The sequence below is a fragment of the Pseudonocardia sp. HH130629-09 genome, from assembly GCF_001294645.1.
Classification (GTDB): domain Bacteria; phylum Actinomycetota; class Actinomycetes; order Mycobacteriales; family Pseudonocardiaceae; genus Pseudonocardia.
This window is the reverse complement of record NZ_CP011868.1, coordinates 5,297,465-5,318,683: the sequence shown is the minus strand read 5'-3', so window position 1 is coordinate 5,318,683 and position 21,219 is coordinate 5,297,465. Positions and strand designations below refer to the sequence as shown.

Sequence of the window (21,219 nt, the reverse complement as noted above, 5' to 3'; positions counted from 1 at the left end):
CGTGCCGGTGGTGATGCCCGCCGACCGGTTCGATGAACTGGTCGGCGAGGCGCTGGACCTCGTGCCCGCCGAGCTCGCCGCGGCGATGGACAACGTCGTGGTGCTGGTGGAGCCGCGCCACCCCGACGAGCCGGACCTGCTCGGGCTCTACGAGGGCGTCGCGCTGACCGAGCGCACGGCGGACTACGCCGGCGAGCTCCCGGACCGGATCACCGTCTACCGCGACGCCGTCCTCGACTTCTGCGACGACGAGGAGCAGGTCGTCGACGAGGTCGCGATCACCGTCGTCCACGAGATCGCGCACCACTTCGGCATCTCCGAGGAGAAGCTGCACGAGCTCGGCTGGGGCTGAGCCGGCCGGCCGCTACCGGTGGGTGGCGCGCCGCCCACCGGGCATCGCGTCCCACAGCTCCGGGACCCAGCCGCCGGGATCGCGACGCAGCACGACCCGGCCGGTGTTGGGGACGGGGCGCTCGCGGCCGTAGGTGACGTCGGAGTGGCCGGGCCCGGAGCCGTCGTGCCCGCCGAGCAGCGCCAGCGACAGGACCCGGATCGCCGCCCCGTGGCTGACGACGACGACCGCCCCCTCCGACACGCCGGAGGTCACCGCGGCGAGGTCGGGCAGCGCCCGGTCCCACACGTCGCGGGCGGACTCGCCGCCGGGCATGGCGCGGTCGACCTCGCCGTCCCACCAGGCCTCGAAGACCTCGTCGAACGCGGCGCGGGCGTCGTCGTCCTCCCGGCCCTCGAGGTCTCCGACCGACACCTCGTGCAGGCCCTGGAGCAGGGTGACCCCGCAGCCGAGCGCGCGCCCGATCGGGGCGGCGGTCTCCTGCGCGCGGGTCGCCCGTGACGCGTACAGGCCCCGCACGGGCCAGCCGGCGAGCAGGCCGGCGACCTCCTCGGCCTGGGCGCGGCCCAGCTCGTCGAGCGAGGGTCCGGGCAGCGCGGTGTCGAGGCGGTGCCGCACGTTGGACGGGGTGCGGCCGTGCCGGACCAGCACCAGGCGCAGCGTGCCGTCGTCCGGCGGGACCTGCGCGGTCCGGCTGCCGGTGCCGACGGCGGCGAAGGAGGCGGCGCCGTCGTGCTCGTCGTCGGTCGGGTGGCTCACGTGTCGGCTCCCCGTCGGACCGCGGCGAGCCAGCGCTCGGACGCGGCGTAGTCGTCGATGGTGGCGACGCCGAGCGCCGCCACGGGGCTCCCCACCCCGGCCGCGGGGGCGGCCGGTGCGGGATCGGATCGCGGGAACGACCCGAGGTAGATCAGCCGGTCGCAGCGACGGTGCAGCGCGGCCAGGGCCTCCCCCATCGCCGGGTCGGCGACGTGGCCCGAGCAGTCGAGGTGGAACCAGTACTCGGCGTGGCGGTCCTTCACCGGGCGGGACTCGATCCGGGTCAGGTCGATCCCGCGGACCGCGATCTCGGTGAGCAGGCCGAGCAGAGTTCCGGGCCGGTTCGTGGTCGTCGCGGCGATGGTGGTGCGGTCCCAGCCGGTGGGCGGCGGCGGCGGGCCGGGGCGGGTGAGCAGCACGAACCGGGTGACGGCGCCCGCGTTGTCGGCGATGTCGTCGGCCAGCACCTCCAGCCCGTGCTGGGTGGCGGCGAGCGGGGCGGCGACGGCGGCGTCGACCTCGCCCCGGGCGGCCTGGGCCGCGGCCTCCGCCGTGGAGGAGCTGACCCGGACCTCGGCGCCGGGCAGGTGCTCGGCGAGCCAGCCGCGGGTCTGGGCGATGCCGTGGCCGTGGGAGGCGACCGAGCGGATCGCGTCCCGCGTGGTGCCCGTGCGGCCCATCAGGCAGAACCGGACCGCGATCCGGGCCTCGCGGGCGATCACCAGCGGCGGGTCGGTCACGAGCCCGTCGAGCACCGGCGGGACGGCGCCCTCGACGGTGTTCTCGATCGGCACGCAGCCGGCGTCGACGGAGCCGTCGCGGACGGCCGCCAGCACCGCGGGGGCGCCGGGCAGCGGCACCAGCTCGGCGCCACGGGACTCGGGCAGCGTCAGCAGGGCCTGCTCGGTGAACGTGGCGTGCGGCCCCAGGAATCCGATCCGCATCCGATGCGTCCTGATCAGTCCAGCAGCCCGAGGGCGACGAGGTCGGCGATCGGGACCGGCTCGGGGTCGACCCCGCAGCGCGGCAGGACGGTGCGGACCTGCTCGACGGCGGCCTCGGGCAGCTCGTCGAGCTCCCGGGCGAGCTTCTCGCCGTCGGTGCAGGACAGGGCGTCCTCCGCCGGGTCGGGCGAGGCGCTGACCCCGGTCATCCGCGCGACGGCGGCGATCAGGTTCAGCAGGCCGTGGCGGCCGCGGGGCGTCGAGGCGGACGGGTCCTCGCGGACGATCCGGTCGATGCCCTGCGCGGAGATCCCGCCGGTGCCGCTCTCCAGACCCGCGAGCAGGAACTTGTGCACGTCGACGATCTCCGGCACGTCGGAGGCGCGCGGCCCGCCGAGGCGGATCTTCGGGGTGCAGCCGTGCTCGGCGACCTTACGGACGGCGGCGAGCCAGGCGAGCGTGCCGTCGGCGTCGCCCTCGACGGGGCGGCGCGGCTCGACGACCGGGGTCACCTCGTCCGGCACGAACTCCGACACGCGCTCGAGCCAGACCCCGTCGACGTCCGGCGGCGCGACGCACTCGACGGTGCTCGGGGTGAGCAGGCTGGAGCGCGAGAACACCGTCGACAGCGCCTTCGGCACCGCGCCCAGCCCGGTGTCGACGACGAGGGCCATCTCCGCGGGCCTGCTCGGCGCGGAACGGGCGAGCTCGGTGACGACGGCGGGCAGCTGCGACGCGGGACAGACCAGCCGTCCGACGAGGCCTCCGTAGTGGCCGTCGCGGGCGGCGAGATAGCGCGACACGACGGCGTCGACGCCCGGTGCGACGGTCCTCGGCTGCAGCAGGCTGGTGTCGTCGACCAGCGCGGCGAGCAGCGGACGGATCGGCCACGGGTCGGCTGAGGAACCCGAGGGCACGGTCATCACGTCGACAGACGCTAACGGTCGGGTCACGGAGCGCACGCAGAGGGGGTTGTCCCCCTGTGTCACGCGGCACTGGACAGGCGACACTTCCTCCTGCTTAGGTAAGGGTTACCTAATCGGAGGTGAGAGTGGGAACGACCCGAGTGCGCCGCCCCCCGACGCCCGCCGTCGCCGAGCGAGCCCGCAGCCTCGTCACCCGTGGTGGCCGCGCGGCACTCGTCGGCACCGGTGAGCCGGAACCGTGTGCGCCGCTGATGCACTACACCTGGCCGGACGGCACGACCGACCTGCTGCTGCCCGACGACCACGTGCTCCGCGAGCGCACCCGGCTCACCGCGGGCGGGCTCCCGGTGATGCTCGAGCTGACCGGCAGCACGCCGGTGCCGCTCGACGAGCCGGTCCGGGAGCTGCTGTGGCTGGTCGGGACGCTGCACGAGCCGGACCCGACGACCGGCCGGGAGCGCGCCCTGCGGCTCGCCGAGAAGGCCCCGCACCCCAACCTCCTCGACGCCGGGCGCGGCGCCACCCTGCTGCGGCTGCGCCCGTCGTCGGCGGTGTACTCCGACGCCGAGGGCTGCGCACCGGTCTCGCCGGCCGAGCTCGCGGCGGCCGAGCCCGACCCGTTCTGCCGGGTCGAGCAGGCATGGCTGGAGCACCTGGACCGGGCCCACCCGGAGATGCTGTGCGCGCTGCGCCGTCACCTGCCCGACGGGCTGGGGTTCGTCGGCGGCCGGATCCGTCCGGTCGGCGTGGACCGCTTCGGGCTCCGCGTGCGGGTGCCCACCGCGACCGGCACCCAGGACGTGCGGCTGGCGTTCTCCGCGCCCGCAGACACCCCCGAGGAACTGCAACGCCGGTTCGCCGAGCTGGTGGGCTGCCCGGCCGGGGGACGCTGAGCCGGACTCAGGGCCCGGCGGGTGCCAGGTGCTCGGCCTGCACCTTCCGGGTCACCTTGCGCTCGGCGACGAACGAGGCGACCGGGATCGTGCCCGCGGCCAGGATGACGACGGCGAACACCGGCTTCCAGCGGCAGCGCTCGGCGAGGATCAGCGTGCACACGATGTAGATCATGTACAGGAAGCCGTGCACCATCCCGATCAGCGCGACCGGGCGCGGGTCGCCGAACAGGTACTTCGCCGGCATCGCGTAGAAGGTCAGCAGCAGCAGGCCGACGCCGGTGACCCAGGCGGAGATCCGGTAGGCCTTCAGGGCGGTCGCGACGGTCACGGGGTGGACTCCTCCCGGTGCCGGACCGCCAGGCGGGCCAGCTCCTCGTTGTAGGCCCGCAGCTGCGGGTCGGTGCTGCGGGGCGGGACGGCGTTCGCCGGGCGGGACGTGAACGGCGACGGCCCGGCCGGGGTGGCCGTCGTCCCGGCCGGCGTGGGGGCGGCCGTCGTCCCGTCGGGGATCGTCCCGTCGGGGGTCGTAGCCGTCGGCGCGGCGGGCGTGGTGGCCGGTGTGGTGGCTGTCGGCGCGGCCGGTGTCGTGGCCGTCGGCGCGGCAGGCATCGGCGCGGCCGTTGTCCTGGCCGTCGTCGTGAGCGCGGAGGGGGTGGTCCCGGCGACCGGCGACGGGGCCGCGCCGGCGGCCTGCTGCGCCGGCACGGTCGGCGAATCCGTGTCCATCGCCCCGGCGGAGTCGCCGGAGGTGCCGGCCACCTCCGCCGCGCGCAGGTCGGCGATCTCCATGCTCAGGAAGCGCCACCACATGACGCCGAAGAAGACGGCGAACAGCGGCCACTGCAGGCCGTAGCCCACGTTGAGGGCCGAGCCCATCGCCGATCCCGCTCGTCCCCACTGCCAGATGGCCAGCCAGGTGCAGGTGACCATCGCGCCGAGTGTGAGGACGTGCCAGACCATCCACCTCGGGGACAGCAGCAGCCGCATCACGCGGACCAGGGTACGCACCCCGGCGTGGCCACGGCCGGGCCCCGACGAGCGCCCGGTCACGCCGCCCACCGCCCGCCCGCGGTCCCCGGCCCGCGCGCTGATCCGCAGCCCGCGGTGATCCGCAGAGCGCGCAGTGATCCGCAGGGGGCGCAGTGATCCGCGGCTCGCGCGCGTCCGGACACGCGCGGACAACGGATCACCGCGCGCGGAGTGGATCACGGGCCATCGATCACCGCGCGCACGGTGCATCGCCGGGCTGCGGCACGAACCGACCGCCGCCCTACGGCTCGGCCCGCGGAGCCGTCCGGCACCCGGTGCGATGATCGCCCCATGACGAGCGGACCGGCCCCGGCACGACCGCGTGGGCCCCTGCGGGACTGGCTGAGCCCGGCACCCCCGTCCTTCCCCGGCGTCGCCACCGACCCCCGCGAGCGACGGCTGATCGGGCTGGAGATCGCCGTCGTCCTGACCGTGACGCTGGGCCTGTCCGCGGTGCGCAGCGCGCTGTCGCTGCTCGAGGCCCTCCTGAACCCCGCCCCGCTCGCCGACCAGCAGGTCACCCTGAACGCGCCGGCGTCCACCGACGCGTGGATCGACCTCGCGGTCCAGCTGGTCCGCGCGCTGCAGCTGGCCGGATGGGGCGCGCTGGCCGCGTACCTGCTGCTGCGGGCGGGCATCGCGCTGGGCCGGGTCGGGCTCGACGGGCGGCGGCCGTGGCGCGACGCGACGCACTCCGCAGGCCTCGCCGCGTTGATCGGCATCCCCGGGCTGGGGCTCTACCTGGTCGGACGGCTCGCCGGGATCACCCCGGACGTCGCGCCCAGCACGCTGGCCGACCAGTGGTGGCGGATCCCGGTGCTGGTGCTGTCCGCGGCGGCGAACTCCTGGGCGGAGGAGGTCGTCATGATCGGCTACCTGCTCACCCGGCTGCGGCGGCTCGGCTGGTCGGAGAACCGCTCGGCGTTCGCGGCCGCCGTCCTGCGCGGGTGCTACCACCTGTACCAGGGGATCGGCGCGTTCGTCGGCAACCTCGTCATGGGCCTGGTGTTCGCCCGCTACTGGCAGCGGACGAACCGGCTGTGGCCGCTCGTCGGCGCCCATCTGTTGATCGACGTCGTGGCGTTCGTGGGGTACGCACTGCTGGGTGGCGTCCTCCCGTTCTGATCCGGGAAAGCGGCCCTCAGCAGGGGAGAGGTGACCCTGTCCAACTGAGACGGACGCCCTTTCTGGAGCCGTTCCAGGAAACGCCGGCGGTCGGTAACCTGGATGTCATGACCGACGAATCGAAGTTCCACGCCCTGCTGCGCGACCAGGTCCGCAGCGAGTTCACCGCGAGCCAGCAGTACCTCGCCATCGCCGTCTGGCTCGACGACGCCGACCTCCCGCAGCTCGCCGCGCACTTCTACGCGCAGTCGCTCGAGGAGCGCAACCACGCGCTGATGATGGTCCAGTTCCAGATGGACAACGACCTCACCCCGACCATCCCGTCGGTCGGTGAGGTGCAGAACGGGTTCTCCTCCGTCGAGGAGCTCGTCTCGCTCGCGCTGACCCAGGAGAAGCAGGTCACCGAGCAGATCACCACGCTGGCCCGTACCGCCCGCGACGAGGGCGACTACCTCGGCGAGCAGTTCCTTCAGTGGTTCCTCAAGGAGCAGGTCGAGGAGGTCGCCTCGATGACGACGCTGCTCACCATCGTCCGTCGCGCCGGGGACGACCTCTTCCACGTGGAGGACTTCGTCGCCCGCGAGATGACGAACGGCGGGGGCGGCGACCCGGCCACCCCGCCGGTCGCCGGCGGCGCCCTGTAAGCGCCCGTCCGTCGGTCCGCAGCGCCGCTCCGGCGGCCCCCCGAGCAGCGGGGCGCCGGAGCGTCCGTGCGACTACCGCAGGGTGATCTGCTTGCCCGCGAGCACGTCGCGCGCCCGGTGCTCGGACTCGGTGAGCGGCGTGGCGTCCAGCCCGGCCACCGCCTCGTCGAGTCGCTTCGCGAACTCCGCGGCGGGACCCGCCCACTCCGAGGAGTGCATCTCCCGGTCGACGTCCCAGACCGGGACGAGCAGCCCGTGCGCCCGGAACGACCCGGCGTAGCGGGAACCCTCGCCCAGCTCCAGGCCGCCCTCGCCGGACAGCCGTGCCAGCGCCGCCATCAGGGTCGTCTCGTCCTCGGTCCGCACCCAGCGCACGTGCGCCTTCGAGCCGGTGTCGACCCAGTACGCGCCACGCACGCCGTCGGCGGTGACCGCCTCGGTCGGCATGACCACCGAGTTGGCGCGCTCCAGCATCGCCTGAGCCTCGGGGTCAGGGCTCTCCGACGGCAGCCACCACGCGAAGTCGGCGTGCACCGTCGGCTCCAGCGGCGTGCCGGGCTCCAGCACGTCCTGCAGCCTCTCACCGGTGTGACGCCCGGCGCCGACGACCGGCAGCGACGATCCCGGCTCGGCCGAGCGCGCCCAGGCGAGCGCCCCGGCCAGGTCGGCCGAGAGGTCACCGGAGCGGGTCTGGACCTGCATGCCGAGCAGGACCTCGCCGTTGTCGCGCACGATCGCGGCGGACGCGCCCGGCAGCACCGAGGCCAGCGTGACCGGCCCGCCGGAACGGACCGGGAGGGGCGCCGTCGCCGACGGGAGGAACTCCCGCATGGCGACGAGGTCGGGCTCCGCCGCGAGGCCCTCGAACGGCCGGATGACGATCACGTCGTCACCGGCGCCGTGGCAGGCCTTGTACCGCTTGCCGGAGCCGCAGGGGCACGGCCGGCGGGGGTTGTCCCCCGCGTCGGCGGTGCTGGCACGGTTGCGCGTCTTCTTACCCATCGCCGGGCAAGGTAGCGGGTCGTGCATGTCTTCGATCCGGCCGACCCCGGTTTCCTCGCCGACCCCTACCCCACCTACGCGGCCCTGCGCGCCGCCGGACCGGTCCACGACCACCCCGGTCTGGGCGTTCCGGTCGCGGTGACGCACGCGGCCTGTTCGGCCGTCCTGCGCGACCGCGGGCTGGGCCGGATCTGGTCCGACGCCGAGCCCGCGGCCGAGCTGGCCGCGTTCAACCTGCTGCACCGCAACTCGCTGCTGGAGCGGGAGGGCGAGCCGCACACCCGGCTGCGACGCCTGGTGGCCTCGGCGTTCGCCCGCGGCCACACCGAGCGGCTGGCCCCGCTGGTGCGGGCGCGGGCCGGCGCCCTGGTCGACGACCTGGTCGCCCGCGTCCGTGACGGCGCCCCCGCCGACCTGGTCGAGCTCGTCGCCGCCCCGCTGCCGGTGGCCGTGCTCGCCGACCTGCTCGGTGTGCCGGAGGACCGCCGGACGCCGCTGCGGGACTGGTCCGACGCGATCGTGCGGATGTACGAACCCGACCCCGGCGACGACGGCCGGCGCGCGGCCGAGCAGGCGTCGGCCGACTTCACGGCCCTGCTGCGGGAGCTGGTCGGGGAGCGCCGCTCCGGGCGGATCGCCACCGACCCGGCCGGTCGCCGCGACCTGCTCGCCGACCTGCTGGCCGTGCGTGACGACGAGACCGGTGACCGGACCCGGCTCGACGAGGACGAACTGGTCGGCACCGCGGTGCTGCTCCTGATGGCCGGCCACGAGGCGACGGTCAACGTCGTCGGGAACGGCGTGCACGCCCTGCTCCGGCACCCGGACCAGTGGCGACGACTGCTCGACGACCCCGGACTGGTCGGAACGGCCGTCGAGGAGCTGATCCGCTTCGACGCCCCGCTGCAGCTGTTCGAGCGGACCGCCGTCGTCGACACCACGATCGCCGGCCACGTGGTTCCGGCGGGCACCCGGATCGCGACGCTGCTCGGCGCGGCCGGGCGCGACCCCTCGGTCTTCGGCGACGACGCCGACCGCCTCGACGTCGGCCGTTCCCCCAACCCCCACCTGGGCTTCGGGGCCGGGGTGCACTACTGCCTGGGTGCCCCACTGGCCCGGCTGGAGATCGCCGAGGTGCTGCGCGCGCTGCTGGAACGCCTGCCCGACGCCGCCGTCGACGGCGAGCCGGTCCGGCGCCCGCGGTTCGTCATGCGCGGCTGGGCGGAGCTGCGACTGACCACGGGCAGCACCCGGTGAACCGAATGTCGTAACAATGTGAGAGCCGAACGGTCCATTCCCGGAAGCCGTCGGATCGTTGTCGACGGCGCCACGCAATCACGGCCGGGAAGGTGCATCGGAGAAGACGCGCACCGCCGTCGACGACAACCCGAGGACGTGGTGGAATCGTCGGCGATGGAATCGTGGTCAGAACTTCTGCGCACCGTTCTCGGCGTGCCGGGGACGGGCTACGCCTGCGTCGCCGACCCCGCCACAGGGGAGTTCGTCGCGGACGCGGGCCAGCGGGCCGTGCCCGGCCTCGCGGAGGTGCTCGACTGGGGCGCCGCGCAGGTCGGCGGACCGGGACCGGTGTTCGAGGACGCGGTGGTCACCACCCGGGAGGGCGACCACCACCTCCTGCGGGCGCTGCCCCGCGACGGCGCTGCCCCGCTGCTCGCCTACGCCCACCTCGACCGGTCCGGCAGCCCGGTCGCGCTGGCCCGCCGGGCCCTGCGTCCGGCCGGCGCGACACCGGCACGAACCCCGGAAGCGACACCGACATCGACTGATCAGCAGGTCACGGCCCCCATCGGGGCGCCGGTCGCGACCCGCCCGGTGATGCGGGTCCGGCCGGTCACCCCCGCCACGTCACCTCCCGGGCAGGTGGACACCCCACCGGCGACGATCGCGGTGCCGTCGCCCTCGCCGGTGCCGGACGCCGAGCGCACCCCGGCGCCGGCCGTCCCGCTCCCCCGGCGCGCGCCCGGACCCGCCGAGCCCTCCGACGCGGCAGATCCCCCCGCCACGGCCGACGGTGACGACGCGCACGCCGGAGCCACCCCCGAGGGCGGCAGGTGGGCCGACGACCTGGGCACCATGTCCCGGATCCTCGCCGCACTGCGCCGGCTGGACCCGTCGTCGGCGTCGGGGTGTTGACGCTCCGGAATTGCGCGTTATCGTTGTCGGCCCCGGCGCCGGAAAGATCCGAGATCATTCTTCGTGAAATGCGGAACGGATCGCGGCGCAGACTCCCCGAGATCGTCGCGGCGATTGCCGCGCGGAAGGCTCCTGACATGAACAACATCGATCGTTCCCTCGACATGGCCGCCAACATCAAGGGCGCGTTCGCGGTCGCGATCGTCGACTTCGAGAGCGGGATGACGCTGGGATCGCGCGGGGGAAGCCCCGAGTTCGACCTCGACGTCGCCGCGCCCGGGAACTCCGAGGTCGTCCGCACGAAGCTCGAGGTGATGCAGAAGCTGGGTCTGCGCGAGAACATCGAGGACATCCTGATCACCCTCGACACCCAGTACCACCTGATCCGGATCATCCGCGGCACCGACGAGCAGCTGTTCTTCTACCTCGTGCTCAACCGTGCCCAGGCCAACCTGGCGATGGCCCGCCGCGACCTGCGCGTCATCGAGCAGCAGTTCGCGATGACCTCGCCGCAGGCCGGGGCGCCGCAGCCGCAGGGCCAGGCGTTCTTCCCCGCCCAGCAGCGCTGAGGCCCCCGCGACCACGCCTCCCATGGGACGTCACCGGCACGCCGTCGCCGTGCGCACCGACGGGCTGGCCGCCGTGCTGGGCCCGCTGTTCTTCGACCCGCGGATCCGCTCGGCGGCCCTGCTCGACGTGGACAGCGGAATGGTGCTGGACGTCTGCGGGCCCGACACCGCCGTCGGGCGGACGGGCCGGGGTGTCCCCGCGGCTCACGACCACCGCGACGAGGTTCGCGGTGCGGCGCACGCCGAGCTCGTCCGGATCGCGCTGGCCCTCGCCCCGAACGCGGGCGGGCGGCTCGGGCTCGTCCTGGAGGCGGGCCCGGACCGGCACGTGCTGCGGACCGTCGCCGACCCGCACGGCGGGCGGCTGGCCCTGTCGGTGGTCGTGCGCGGCCCGGACCGGGCCGTGCGGCGGGTGCGCAAGCTGCTGGAGGAGGTCTCCGATGCGGCGCTGACTGCGGGCCCGTCGACGGCGGTCCGTCCCGGATCCGCGGGCTGGGCGGCCACGCCGACCACCTCCGCGCCGGTGCCGGACCACTCGGCACCGGTCCCGCCGACCACGCCTGCGGGCCGGCCGGAGGCCGCTCCGGCGTCGGGTCCGCCCGGGTTCAGCCCGCCGGGCCCCTCCGGGTTCGGCCCGCCGAGCCCGCCCGGGTTCAGCCCGCCGGGTCCACCGCCGCGGTCGGGCCCGATGCCGCCGTCGGCACTGCCTGCGGGGCCGCCGTCCCAATCGGGACCGCCGTCGCCGCGCCCACCGTTGCCGCGCCCGCCGTCGCCGCGCCCGCCGTCGCCGCGCCCGCCGTTCCCGCCGGCACCGACACCAGCAGCTGCCGGGGACCCTGCGGCCGCGTCTCCAGCAGAGCGGTGAGCATGCGGACGACCCGGATCGTGCGCCACGCCGTGACCGCAGCGAGCACGTCGGCCCAGGCGTGCAGGACGACCCCGTCGGCCAGCGCCTGCGTGCCGGTGCGGAACCGCCAGACCAGGACCACCGCGCCGAGCACGACGCACGCCGCCCACAGCGCCCACCAGACCAGCAGCTCCCGCGACGGCGACGGCCGCCGTTCCGGTGGCAGGTCCAGTGCGGTGTGCTCGGTCTCGGCCAGCAGCGAACCGGGCGCGACCAGGTTCCAGCCGGGCACCACCCAGCCCGCGACGACCCACCGGCGGCTCCGCCAGGCGCGCGTCCCCGCACGGTCCGCGGCCGCCCGGTAGGTCCACAGGCTCCACGAGATCATCAGCACCCCGGCGGCGATCGTCGCCACCACCGAGGACCAGCCGCCGAACCACACCAGCGCGTCGGAGACGCCGACGGCCTCCGGGGACAACGCGTCGGACCGGCTGAACAGCAGGAGCACGTACCGCCACACCTCGGCGACGGCGGCGATCCCCGACACGACGACGACCACCCACAGCACGGGTACGAGCTGCGCGGCCAGCGCGCGGGCCCGGTCGACCGGCCGGAGCGGTCCCTCGCCGGGTACCGGCGCGATCCGCCAGGGCCCCACCGGGAGGCCCCAGCGCGGGACGGTGCGGTACCGGGGCGGACCGGTGTAGCGCTCCCGACGGGCGGCGGGCTCGGCGGCCGGGCCACCGGGCGTCGTCGCGACCCAGTCGAGGGCGGCCAGGTAGCGGCCGCACCACGGGCAGAACGCGCCCCCACCGGGGGGAGCCGTCCGGCCGCAGCGTGGGCACGGCGGGCCCGGCCGTCGGGGCGCCGGCGCGGACACGGGTCAGGCGATCCGGGGGGCGCTGCCGTCGTCGGTCACGATCGTGCGGCCCTGGGCGGCCCAGTCCTGCATGCCGCCCTCGACGTTCACCGCCGGGAAGCCCTGCTGGGTCAGGTAGGCGACGACCCGGGCCGAACGGCCGCCGGAGCGGCAGACGACGTAGAGCGGGTCGTCGGTGGGGACCTCGCCCATCCGGGCGGCCAGCTCGGACATCGGCAGGTGACGGGCGTGCGGGGCGTGCCCGGCGGTCCACTCGTCGAGCTCGCGGACGTCCAGCATCGGGGCGTCGGCGGGGAGAGCGGACACGCTCACGGCGGGAACCGGGTCGGACATGGCGCCATCCTGCCACGCCACCCCGTCAACCCGCCGTGAGCGGCGTGGCTCAGCGGCCGTCGTCGCGGTAGAGCGACCCGTGCGGGATCGTCACCTCGTTCGGGTCCAGCGGCGGCTGCACGGCCCGGTACCCGCCGGTGGCCTGCGCGGGCCGGTACCCGCCGGTGCCCTGCGGTCCCGGCGGGCGGCCCGTCCCGTACCGGTCCGGACGTCCGTCGGCGCCGACCACGGGCTGGACACCGGTCAGACCGGTGTTGCCGAACAGCTCGCCGGCCTGGCGGCTGGTCTGCGGCCGCTGCCCCGGGTTCGGCCGGGGCTGCGGACGCGGCTGCGAGCGGTGCCGACCGGAGCCCTCGGTCTCGCGCCGCGGGATGCCGATGAGGTCCTCGGCGGGGACCGCGGTCGGCCTCGGCGCCTCCTTGGGCGCGGTGGTCGCGCGGACCGCACCGGCACCGGTGAGCGAGCGGACCTCCATCTCGGCGAAGCGGGCGGCGTTGAAGCGCTCGCGGCCGCCGAGGAAGGTGCCGATGACGCCCAGCGCGAACGACACCGGGATCGACACCAGGCCGGGGTTGGACAGCGGGAAGAACGCGAAGTCCACGTTCGGCACCATCGAGGTCGGGGACCCGGACACGGCCGGGGAGATCACGATGAGGCCGACGCAGACGATCACGCCGCCGTAGATGCTGCACAGCGCGCCGGTCGTGTTGAACCGCTTCCAGAACAGCGAGAACAGGATAGTCGGCAGGTTCGCCGACGCGGCGACGGCGAACGCCAGCGCCACCAGGAACGCGACGTTCTGCCCGTTGGCGACGATCCCGCCGCCGATCGCGACCAGGCCGATGACCAGCGCGGTCGTGCGGGCGACCTTCACCTCGGCGTCCGGCGTGGCGGTGCCGCGGCGGAGCACGTTGGCGTAGACGTCGTGGGCGAACGAGGCGGACGCGGTGATCGTCAGCCCGGCGACGACGGCGAGGATCGTCGCGAACGCCACCGCCGAGATCAGGCCGAGCATGATCTCGCCGCCGAGCGCGTAGGCCAGCAGCGGCGCGGCGTCGTTCTGGTTCGCGCGGGTGATCGTCCCCGGCGGCAGCAGCGCCGTCGCGCCGTAGCCGAGCACCAGCGTGAACAGGTAGAAGATACCGATCAGCCAGATCGCCCAGACCACCGAGCGGCGGGCCTCCTTGGCCGAGGGCACGGTGTAGAAGCGCATCAGGATGTGCGGCAGGCCCGCGGTGCCCAGCACGAGGGCCAGGCCGAGCGAGATGAAGTCGATCTTGTTCGTGTACTGGAGACCGGGGTTGAGGATGGCCTCGCCGCGCTCGGAGTTCTCCGTCGCCTGCTCCAGCACCGCGGACAGGTTGAACCCGTAGCGGCCGAGCACCCAGGTCGTCAGCACCGCGGCACCGGTGAGCAGCAGACCGGCCTTGATGATCTGCACCCAGGTGGTGCCCTTCATCCCGCCGAACAGCACGTAGACGACCATCAGCCCGCCGACGACGACGATCACCAGCGCCTGCGAGAGCTTGTCGGTCTTCGGGATCTGCAGCAGCAGCGAGATCAGCCCGCCGGCCCCGGCCATCTGCGCGATCAGGTAGAAGAGCGAGACGACCAGCGTCGAGGTCGCGGCGGCCGCGCGGACCGGGCGCTGCCGCATCCGGAACGCCAGGACGTCGCCCATCGTGAAGCGGCCGGTGTTGCGCAGCAGCTCCGCCACCAGCAGCAGCGCCATCAGCCAGCCGACGAGGAAGCCGACGGAGTAGAGGAAGCCGTCGTAGCCGTAGAGCGCGATGGCCCCGGCGATGCCGAGGAACGACGCCGCGGACAGGAAGTCACCGGCGATCGCGGTACCGTTCTGCGGACCGGTGAAGGCGTGCCCACCGGTGTAGTAGTCGGCACGCGTGGCGTTGGTTCGGCTCACCCGCAGCACGATCATCAGGGTCACGATCACGAACAGCAGGAAGAACCCGAGGTTCGCCGTGACCGAGCCGACCGACTCGGCCTGGGCGAGGGACAACGTGGTCATGCGCGTACCTCCGCCTGCTCGACCCGGGCGCGCAGTTCGGCGCTCGGGCCGTCGATCTCACGCTCGGCGAACCGGACGTACAGGGTCGTGATCAGGAAGGTGGAGACGAACTGGCCGAGGCCGACGAGTAGCCCGACCGTGATCGTGCCGACGACCCGGATGGACATGAACTCGGGGGCGTAGCTGGCGAGACCGACGTATGCGAGGTACCAGGCGAGGAAGATCGCGGTCATCGGGAACACGTAGCGCCGGAGGCGGCTGCGGTACGCCCGGAACTCGGGACTCGCCTGGACCTGCTGGTAGATCGTGCCGGCCGAGCGCTCTGCGGGGCTGCTCATGGCGCCGGTTCCTTTCGGGGGTCGTGCTGCGGGGAGCCGGGCCGCGTCGTGGCCGGGGGACCGCGGCGCGTCCCCGGGGGACACACTTCACCCGGAACAACGACCGGATATCGCGTCGGGGAACGTCGTTGCGTGCCGATACCGACGAGAACCCCGGTCCGGACGAACCGTCCCGTCCGATCGGTGACGCTGTGTAGACCCGTTCGGCGGAGACCCGTCAGGCCCTGTCGTCCAATCGGTCCCGCATGAGCCCCAGCCGTTCGGGTGCGTGCAGGCGAAGGAGCACCTGGCCCGCGTCGACGGGGCGGCGCGCCCGGGTGAACCGGGACACCAGCGCCATCGTCGCGAACGCCAGCGGCACACTGACGATCGCCGGCCGGTACAACAGGACCCCGATCCAGTCGGCCGGCGGGCCGAGCCCGGAGACGTCGACCCCGGCCAGTGCCGCGATGACCGCACCGGCCGACACCACCCCGCCGACGACGACCCCGGCGATCGCGCCGACATCGGTCAGCCCGCGCCACCAGATGCCCAGGACCAGCAGCGGACAGAACGTGGACGCGGCGACGGCGAACACCAGCGCGACGGCCTCAGCGAAGTTCAGGCCGGTCGGCACGAGTGCGACGATCGTCGGCGGCACCCCGGCGAGCACCGTCGCCAGCGGGAAGCGCCGGGTCATCCGGCCGTGCCGGGGCAGCACGTCGGTGGACACGACGCTGGCCAGGCTGACCAGCAGGCCCGACGCCGTCGACAGGAACGCGGCCCACGCCCCCGCCGCGACGAGGCCGCCCACCAGCGCGCCGAGCAGCCCGCTGCCCAGGATCGCGGTCGGGAGCAGCAGGACCGCCGCGTCGGTGCGGCCGGTGACCAGCAGCTGCGGGGTGTAGACCCGCGACAGCACGCCGAGCAGCGTCACCAGGACGTAGAAGCCGCCCAGCATCGCCAGGACGAGCACGGCGCTGCGACGGGCCGCCCGGCCGTCGGAGTTGGTGTAGAAGCGGCCGAGCACGTGCGGCAGGCCCATGGTCCCGAGGAACGTGGCGAGGATCAGCGAGTAGGTCGCGAGCAGCTGGTGCTGATCGGAGCCGGCGAACGGGCGCAGCCAGCTCTCGTCGTCGGTCGGGGCACCGCGGGTGACCGGCACCGGGGCGCCCGCGGCGAACCGCAGCTCGGTCCCGGCGGTGACCTCGTGGGTGGATCCGGCGACCCAGCGCAGCGGGCCGTCGACCGGCTGCCCGTCGACGGTGCCGCGGGCGACGACGTCGACGGCCAGCCGCGCCTCGAGCGTCACCGGGGTGGCGACCGAGACGGTCGTGGGCTCGCGGAACTCCGGCGGCTCGTCGCGGGCGAAGGTGTGGCCGTCGCCGAGCCAGACGGCCAGGCCGATCACGGCCGGCACGGCGAGCGCGGTCAGCTTGAACCAGTACTGGAACGCCTGCACGAACGTCACCGAGCGCATCCCGCCGAGCGCGACGGTGGCGACCACGATCACCCCGGCCGCACCGGAGCCGATCCAGTCGGGCAGACCGGTGACGATGCCGACGGTCAGCCCGGCGCCCTGCAGCTGCGGCAGCAGGTAGAGCCAGCAGATGACGATGACGACGGCTGCGCAGACCTTGCGCAGCATCGGCGAGGCGAGCCGGGCGTCGGCGAAGTCGGGGACGGTGTAGGCGCCCGATCGGCGCAGCGGCGCGGCGACGAACAGGAGCAGGAACAGGTAACCGGCGGTGTAGCCGACGGCGTACCAGAGCGCGTCGACACCCTGGACGAGGATCAGCCCCGCGATGCCGAGGAACGAGGCCGCGGACAGGTACTCGCCGGAGATCGCGCCGGCGTTGAGCCGCGACGGCACCGACCGGGACGCGACGAGGAAGTCCGAGGTCAGCCTGGTCCGGTGGGCGATGGAGCCGATCACGGAGGACGCGACCGCCACCAGGACGATCGCGACCAGCGACAGGATCGCGGTCAGGCTCATCGATCGGCCACGTCGTCGGCGAAGTCCTGCTCCGCCGCCTCCGCGGAGCTCACGTACCACCAGCCCAGGCCGAGCAGGAACGGGTAGACGAGCACGCCGAGCAGCAGCCACGGCAGCCGGATGCCCAGCACCTCGATCTGGCCGAGGACCGGGACCGCGATGAACAGGGCGGGCAGCACGCCCAGCCCGATCAGCGCGACGACGCTGACCCGCAGCGCGAGCAGCAGCTGGGTGCGGACCAGGGAGTTGCGCAGCAGGGTGCCGACGGCGCCCGGGTCCTGCACGTCGGACAGCCCGCGCGAGGACTGCGCGGTCGAGCGGCGCTCGGAGAGCACGATGCGGACGCGCCCGGCGCCGAGCTCGTCGTCGCCGGGCTCCTCGGCCGCCGCGGGCGGGTCGGTGGGCTCGGCGGAGAACGGGCGTGGGCGGGCGCCGGTGTAGGGCGCCGCGGCGACCGGGGCGAACGGCTGGGGACCGGGCTCGACCGACGGCTCGGGAGCCGGGGCGACGTCGACCTCGGGGGCGCGCCAGATGACCTCGGTGCGTTCGAGGGGGCCGCCGCGCAGCTCGTCGAGCTCCTCGTCGAGCTCGTCCTCGTCGGGGAGGTCGTCGTCGTCCAGCTCGTCGTCGGTGCGGTAGTCGGTGCCGTGGTCGCCGTGGTCGGTGCGGCCGGCCGCGGGGCCGAGCCGGTCGGCGGGGTCCGGGCGGTACGGCATCGGGGCGACGGGATCGCGTCGGCCTGCCGCGGACCAGCGGGTGGGGACCGGGCGGGTCTCGGTGGATCCCTCGGGCCCCGGCCGGTCGGCCGGTGCGGCGACGGTCGCGTCCTCGGTCCCGTCTGCGCGCTCGTCCGCGCTGCCGGGGCGGGCCGGGAGCCCGGTGCCGGCCGTGCCGCGCGGGTCCGCCGTGTCGGCAGCGCTCGCGGTGTCGGCAGCGCTCGCGGTGTCGGGGGTGCCCGCCAGGAGCGCGCTGCGGTCGGGGGACCAGGTGCTCGACCACGACGTCGCGCCCGGGACGCGCTGGGGCAGGCCGGAGCCGCCACCGGTCGGGGGCCACTGCTTCCCGCTGTCGGCGACGTCCGGAGCCGGGGTCTGCACACCGCTGTCGGCGACGTCCGGGGCCGGGGTCGCGGCGGGGGCCGGCGGCCAGCCGGGACCGGGGCGCACACCCTCCGGTGCGTACGGGTCCGGCACGAGGTTGGCGCGCGGCCGAGCCGGGCGGGCGCGGGTGGGGTGGACCGGCGGGCCATAGGTCTCGCGCGCGTCGAGGTCACGGTCCTCGGGGTCGCGGTCGTCCGGGGCGTAGCCGCCCTCGTGCAGCGTCGTGTCGTGCGGCGTCGCGCCGGGCGGGCTCGGGGCGGGTGGGGTCGGGGCGGGCAGCGGCGCGGTGGGTACGGCAGGCGGCGTGGCGGTCCCGGCCCCGGTCGCGACGCCACGAGCGGCGGCGCCGCGGGGCGGGTCGTCGTGGTCGGGATAGGGCGCCGGCGCGTCGTCGGGATCGCTCTGCCCACGGTCCCGGTGCGGCGTCGCGGACGGGTCGACGCGGGCGTGCCGGCCGGTCCCCCCGGCCCGGTCCGCGACGCGACGGGCGATCTCGGCCTGGAGCCAGCCGGCGCCGCCGTCGTCGGCGGGTTCCTCCGCCGCGCGACGGGCACGGCGAGCGGCGCGGCCCCCGGTCGCGGCGGTCGCCTGCCGGTCGCGGGAGGTCCGGTCGCCGGATCCCGGGTTGCCGGGACCCGGGGTGACCGGGCCCAGGTGACCGGGGACGCGGTCGTCGGGAGCGGTGTCACGGGGCGCGCCGCCACCGGAGGACGAGGCGCTGGACGTCGAGGCCGTGGGCGTCGAGGCGCCGGGCGTCGGAGCGCCTGGCCTCGGGGCGCCTGGCCTCGGGGCGCCGGGCCTCGGGGCGCCGGAGATCGGGCCGCCGGCGGGCCCGGGCGCGGCCGGAGCGGGACCGGTGGCACGCGGAACGCCCCCCTCGGATCCCGGTGTGGCGGTCGGTCGCGGGCGGGGGGTCGGCCGGGGGGCCGGGCGCGGCCCGGGGCCGCCACCGGGCCCGTACCCGTCGGCCGGCCGCGGGTGGGGACCGGACGCGTAGGAGCCGCGCGGCTGGGCCGGGATGGCGTTCCCGGCCGGCTCCGGTGCGAGGGCGACCCGGCGGTTGCGGTGTTCGAGCGCCGGGTTCCAGGCGTCGAGACCGGCGACGGCGCCGTCCGGGTACGGGCGCGACCGAGCGGGATCCGGGCGGTCCTCGGGCGCGGGGGCGGGGGCGCCCTGGTCCGCGAGGGGGCCGGCGACGGTCGCGTCGGGTCCGGTGCCGGGTCGGTCGGACCCGTCGAGATCGTCCGCGGCCCGGTCGGACTGCGGACGCACCGACGGCGAGACGCCGCCGGTGGACCTGTTCACCTCTGGCTCCACGCCTGCTTGGTCGCGCGGACGAGGCGGTCCTTCAGTTCACGGGTGTGCCGACGGCTGACCGGCAGCTCCGCGGTCTCCGGGCCGGAGCCGATGCGCACGACGTAGCCGGACCCGGCCAGCCGCAGCTCGGTGACCAGCGGCAGCGCCACCAGGAACGAGCGGTGGATGCGGACGAAGCCGGCGTCGCGCCACCGGTCCTCGAGCACCGACAGCGGGATCCGGACGAGGTGGCTGCCCTCGGTGGTGTGCAGCCGGGCGTAGTCGCCCTGGGCCTCGACGTAGCGCACGGCGGAACGAGGTACCAGCTTCGTGGTGCCGGCCAGCTCGACGGGGATGACCTCGTCGTCGCCACCGCTCTCCTCGCGGACGGTCTCGACCGGTCCGCTGCGACGGGTCGACAGGATCCGGTCGAGTGCGGCGGAGAGGCGCTCGGTGCGCAGCGGCTTCAGCAGGTAGTCGATGGCACCCACGTCGTAGGCGTCGACCGCACGGTCGTCGTGCGCGGTGACGAAGACGATCGCCGGCTGCACGGCCATGTTCTGCAGCACCCGGGCCAGCTCCAGGCCGTCGAGGCCGGGCATGCGGATGTCGAGGAACACCGCGTCGATGTCGGTCTGCTCGGCGACGTCCGCGCCGCCCCCCGCACCGGGACCCGCGGCCGCCCCGGCCCGGCGGCCGTTCAGGATGCGCAGTGCCTCGGTGGACTCGCCGGCCTTGAGGACCGTCGCGACGCGCGGGTCCTCGTCGAGCAGGAAGGCCATCTCCTCGAGCGCGGGCTGCTCGTCGTCCACCGCGAGAACGACCAGTCCGCGAGTGGTGTCGTTGCTGTCCACGATCTCCTCATCCTGCTTCCTCAGCCTGCGCCGGGAAGCCCATCCGCTCGATGATCGCCCGGCGCCGCGACCATGGTGACGTGCCGACGCGCGTGATGCCAGGGCACGAACCGGATCGGTGACCGTCCGGACACGGGGTGCAGCTCGGCCGTGGTACACACGGTCACCGGTGTCACAGCCCGTAACGGGCCCACGCCGCCCGTGTCTCAAGGGCGGAGAGCAGCTCGTGCCCGGCCCCCGCGACACCGCCGGGGAGGCCGGCCCGGGCCGCGGATCCGCCCGCCCCCAGGCGGGCGAGCAACGGCCTGCGTTGCTCCACCGGGCGCTGCTCGGCGTCGGGGAAGCGTTCGGTCAGGACGTCGTGGGCGCTGCCGATGCCGTCCACCAGGCCCAACGCGCGGGCCCGCTCGCCCAGCCACACCTCGCCGTCGAACAGCTCGGTGTCGGTCGCGAGCCGGTCGCCGCGCCGCTCGCGCACCCATCCGGTGAACCGCTCGTGCAGCTGTTCCTGCAGGCCGGTGAGCCAGGCGACGTCCTCGGGCCGCTCGGGCAGGAACGGGTCCAGCCGCGACTTCGACCCGCCTGCGGTGTGCAGCCGCCGGGTCACGCCCCACCGCTCGATCAGGCCGTCGAGCCCGAACCCGGCGCTGATCACACCGATCGAGCCGACGACCGAGGTGGAGCAGGCGTAGATCTCGTCGGCGGCGCAGGCCAGCCAGTAGCCGCCGGACGCGGCGACGTCCTCGCAGAACGCCAGCACAGGCACGTCCTTCTCCGCCGCCAGTGCGCGGATGCGGTTCCCGATCAGCTCGGACTGGGTGGGCGAGCCGCCCGGGGAGTTGATCACCAGGGCGACGGCGGCGAGCCGCTCGGGCGCGAAGGCCCGCTCCAGCACCTTCTCCAGCGAGGAGATGCTGAGCACCTGGCGCGGCACCGGCGCGGCCTGGGCACTGATGACGCCCTGCAGCCGCACGACCGACACCACCGGGGGGCCGACCGACTCCCCCAGTCTGCCGGGCAGACGCGAGGTCACCGCCGCGGGAATACGCAGGACGTCCATGCCGTCCCACCGTACGCGCGCGCACAGGGTGACGTGGCGTGACCGGATCGGCACATCTCGCCCTCGCCTGGTTCACCCGTACGGACCAGCAAGGCGCCGGAGGGCCCCCA

20 protein-coding genes and 1 pseudogene are annotated in these 21,219 nt (G+C 74.9%); 7 read left to right on the top strand and 14 right to left on the bottom strand.

Annotated elements, in window-relative coordinates:
• The first annotated feature begins 1 nt into the window (after window position 1).
• Window positions 2-352 carry a metallopeptidase family protein gene (locus XF36_RS24755; protein ID WP_198932241.1) on the top strand — a complete coding sequence of 117 codons (351 nt, stop codon included), beginning with the start codon at window positions 2-4 and terminating at the stop codon, window positions 350-352.
• A 12-nt stretch (window positions 353-364) separates the two neighbouring features.
• Here XF36_RS24755 and XF36_RS24750 read toward each other — a convergent pair whose 3' ends face one another.
• Genes XF36_RS24750 through XF36_RS24740 form a run of 3 tightly spaced genes read right to left on the bottom strand, consistent with a single transcriptional unit; the run spans window position 365 to window position 2,978 of the window.
• Entirely contained in the window at window positions 365-1,111 is a 747-nt protein-coding gene (locus XF36_RS24750; RefSeq protein ID WP_060713815.1) for a histidine phosphatase family protein, read from the bottom strand.
• A complete protein-coding gene (gene pheA / locus XF36_RS24745) occupies window positions 1,108-2,055 on the bottom strand; it encodes a prephenate dehydratase (protein ID WP_060713814.1) in 948 nt (315 codons plus the stop codon). The genes XF36_RS24750 and pheA overlap by 4 nt, the downstream gene beginning before the upstream one ends.
• A 14-nt stretch (window positions 2,056-2,069) precedes the next feature.
• The gene (locus XF36_RS24740) at window positions 2,070-2,978 is read right to left on the bottom strand and encodes a hypothetical protein (protein WP_060713813.1); all 909 of its coding nucleotides are present in this window, start codon (window positions 2,976-2,978) and stop codon (window positions 2,070-2,072) included.
• Window positions 2,979-3,106: 128 nt separating this feature from the next.
• Here XF36_RS24740 and XF36_RS24735 point away from each other — a divergent pair, with 128 nt between their 5' ends.
• Entirely contained in the window at window positions 3,107-3,874 is a 768-nt protein-coding gene (locus XF36_RS24735) for a DUF2470 domain-containing protein (RefSeq protein WP_060713812.1), read from the top strand.
• 7 nt (window positions 3,875-3,881) lie between these two features.
• On the opposite strand, the gene XF36_RS24730 is transcribed toward XF36_RS24735, so the two are convergent.
• Window positions 3,882-4,205 (bottom strand): DUF3817 domain-containing protein, encoded by a 324-nt coding sequence (locus XF36_RS24730; protein ID WP_020625020.1) that lies wholly within the window; start codon window positions 4,203-4,205, stop codon window positions 3,882-3,884.
• Entirely contained in the window at window positions 4,202-4,864 is a 663-nt protein-coding gene (locus XF36_RS34555) for a hypothetical protein (RefSeq protein ID WP_238589009.1), read from the bottom strand. Before XF36_RS34555 ends, XF36_RS24730 begins: the two co-directional genes overlap by 4 nt.
• A gap of 333 nt (window positions 4,865-5,197) precedes the next feature.
• Between XF36_RS34555 and XF36_RS24720 the strand changes: the two genes are divergently transcribed.
• Both XF36_RS24720 and XF36_RS24715 read left to right on the top strand, forming a co-directional pair.
• Entirely contained in the window at window positions 5,198-6,031 is an 834-nt protein-coding gene (locus XF36_RS24720; RefSeq protein WP_060713811.1) for a CPBP family intramembrane glutamic endopeptidase, read from the top strand.
• 107 nt (window positions 6,032-6,138) lie between these two features.
• Window positions 6,139-6,675 carry a ferritin gene (locus tag XF36_RS24715; protein WP_060713810.1) on the top strand — a complete coding sequence of 179 codons (537 nt, stop codon included), beginning with the start codon at window positions 6,139-6,141 and terminating at the stop codon, window positions 6,673-6,675.
• A gap of 72 nt (window positions 6,676-6,747) precedes the next feature.
• Here the strand turns inward: XF36_RS24715 and XF36_RS24710 are convergent, their stop codons facing one another.
• Window positions 6,748-7,677, bottom strand: coding sequence for a DUF5926 family protein (locus XF36_RS24710; RefSeq protein WP_060713809.1), 930 nt, complete (start codon window positions 7,675-7,677; stop codon window positions 6,748-6,750).
• 21 nt (window positions 7,678-7,698) lie between these two features.
• Between XF36_RS24710 and XF36_RS24705 the strand changes: the two genes are divergently transcribed.
• From XF36_RS24705 to XF36_RS24695, 3 genes are all read left to right on the top strand, one after another.
• On the top strand, window positions 7,699-8,934 hold the full coding sequence (locus XF36_RS24705; protein ID WP_060713808.1) for a cytochrome P450: 1,236 nt from the start codon (window positions 7,699-7,701) through the stop codon (window positions 8,932-8,934).
• 195 nt (window positions 8,935-9,129) lie between these two features.
• Complete coding sequence (locus XF36_RS24700; RefSeq protein ID WP_060713807.1) at window positions 9,130-9,831, top strand: hypothetical protein; 702 nt, start codon at window positions 9,130-9,132, stop codon at window positions 9,829-9,831.
• 68 nt (window positions 9,832-9,899) lie between these two features.
• The gene (locus XF36_RS24695; protein ID WP_349675518.1) at window positions 9,900-10,400 is read left to right on the top strand and encodes a hypothetical protein; all 501 of its coding nucleotides are present in this window, start codon (window positions 9,900-9,902) and stop codon (window positions 10,398-10,400) included.
• A gap of 653 nt (window positions 10,401-11,053) precedes the next feature.
• Here the strand turns inward: XF36_RS24695 and XF36_RS24685 are convergent.
• The 8 genes and pseudogenes from XF36_RS24685 to XF36_RS24650 form a co-directional block, all read right to left on the bottom strand.
• On the bottom strand, window positions 11,054-12,127 hold the full coding sequence (locus XF36_RS24685) for a DUF4328 domain-containing protein (RefSeq protein ID WP_060713805.1): 1,074 nt from the start codon (window positions 12,125-12,127) through the stop codon (window positions 11,054-11,056).
• Window positions 12,128-12,130: 3 nt separating this feature from the next.
• Window positions 12,131-12,460 carry a rhodanese-like domain-containing protein gene (locus tag XF36_RS24680; protein ID WP_020627288.1) on the bottom strand — a complete coding sequence of 110 codons (330 nt, stop codon included), beginning with the start codon at window positions 12,458-12,460 and terminating at the stop codon, window positions 12,131-12,133.
• Window positions 12,461-12,893: 433 nt separating this feature from the next.
• A pseudogene (locus XF36_RS24675) lies at window positions 12,894-14,486 on the bottom strand (cation acetate symporter); the annotation flags it as partial.
• On the bottom strand, window positions 14,483-14,824 hold the full coding sequence (locus tag XF36_RS24670) for a DUF485 domain-containing protein (RefSeq protein ID WP_020627290.1): 342 nt from the start codon (window positions 14,822-14,824) through the stop codon (window positions 14,483-14,485). The gene XF36_RS24670 and the pseudogene XF36_RS24675, both read right to left, overlap by 4 nt.
• A 217-nt stretch (window positions 14,825-15,041) precedes the next feature.
• Window positions 15,042-16,799, bottom strand: a complete 1,758-nt coding sequence (locus tag XF36_RS24665) for a cation acetate symporter (protein WP_060713804.1) — start codon at window positions 16,797-16,799, stop codon at window positions 15,042-15,044.
• Window positions 16,796-19,204 (bottom strand): hypothetical protein, encoded by a 2,409-nt coding sequence (locus XF36_RS33465; protein ID WP_202968443.1) that lies wholly within the window; start codon window positions 19,202-19,204, stop codon window positions 16,796-16,798. Before XF36_RS33465 ends, XF36_RS24665 begins: the two co-directional genes overlap by 4 nt.
• A complete protein-coding gene (locus XF36_RS24655) occupies window positions 19,201-20,049 on the bottom strand; it encodes a LytR/AlgR family response regulator transcription factor (protein WP_020627059.1) in 849 nt (282 codons plus the stop codon). The genes XF36_RS33465 and XF36_RS24655 overlap by 4 nt, the downstream gene beginning before the upstream one ends.
• Before the next feature lie 172 nt (window positions 20,050-20,221).
• On the bottom strand, window positions 20,222-21,109 hold the full coding sequence (locus XF36_RS24650) for a S49 family peptidase (RefSeq protein ID WP_060713802.1): 888 nt from the start codon (window positions 21,107-21,109) through the stop codon (window positions 20,222-20,224).
• Window positions 21,110-21,219 lie beyond the last annotated feature (110 nt).

Excerpts from the sequence above, each read along its gene's own strand:
- pheA (WP_060713814.1), bottom strand. The coding sequence starts at position 2,055 with ATGCGGATCGGATTCCTGGGGCCGCACGCCACGTTCACCGAGCAGGCC.
- XF36_RS24740 (WP_060713813.1), bottom strand. The coding sequence starts at position 2,978 with ATGACCGTGCCCTCGGGTTCCTCAGCCGACCCGTGGCCGATCCGTCCG.
- XF36_RS34555 (WP_238589009.1), bottom strand. The coding sequence starts at position 4,864 with ATGCGGCTGCTGCTGTCCCCGAGGTGGATGGTCTGGCACGTCCTCACA.
- XF36_RS24720 (WP_060713811.1), top strand. The coding sequence starts at position 5,198 with ATGACGAGCGGACCGGCCCCGGCACGACCGCGTGGGCCCCTGCGGGAC.
- XF36_RS24715 (WP_060713810.1), top strand. The coding sequence starts at position 6,139 with ATGACCGACGAATCGAAGTTCCACGCCCTGCTGCGCGACCAGGTCCGC.
- XF36_RS24710 (WP_060713809.1), bottom strand. The coding sequence starts at position 7,677 with ATGGGTAAGAAGACGCGCAACCGTGCCAGCACCGCCGACGCGGGGGAC.
- XF36_RS24695 (WP_349675518.1), top strand. The coding sequence starts at position 9,900 with ATGCGGAACGGATCGCGGCGCAGACTCCCCGAGATCGTCGCGGCGATT.
- XF36_RS24680 (WP_020627288.1), bottom strand. The coding sequence starts at position 12,460 with ATGTCCGACCCGGTTCCCGCCGTGAGCGTGTCCGCTCTCCCCGCCGAC.
- XF36_RS24670 (WP_020627290.1), bottom strand. The coding sequence starts at position 14,824 with ATGAGCAGCCCCGCAGAGCGCTCGGCCGGCACGATCTACCAGCAGGTC.
- XF36_RS24665 (WP_060713804.1), bottom strand. The coding sequence starts at position 16,799 with ATGAGCCTGACCGCGATCCTGTCGCTGGTCGCGATCGTCCTGGTGGCG.
- XF36_RS24650 (WP_060713802.1), bottom strand. The coding sequence starts at position 21,109 with ATGGACGTCCTGCGTATTCCCGCGGCGGTGACCTCGCGTCTGCCCGGC.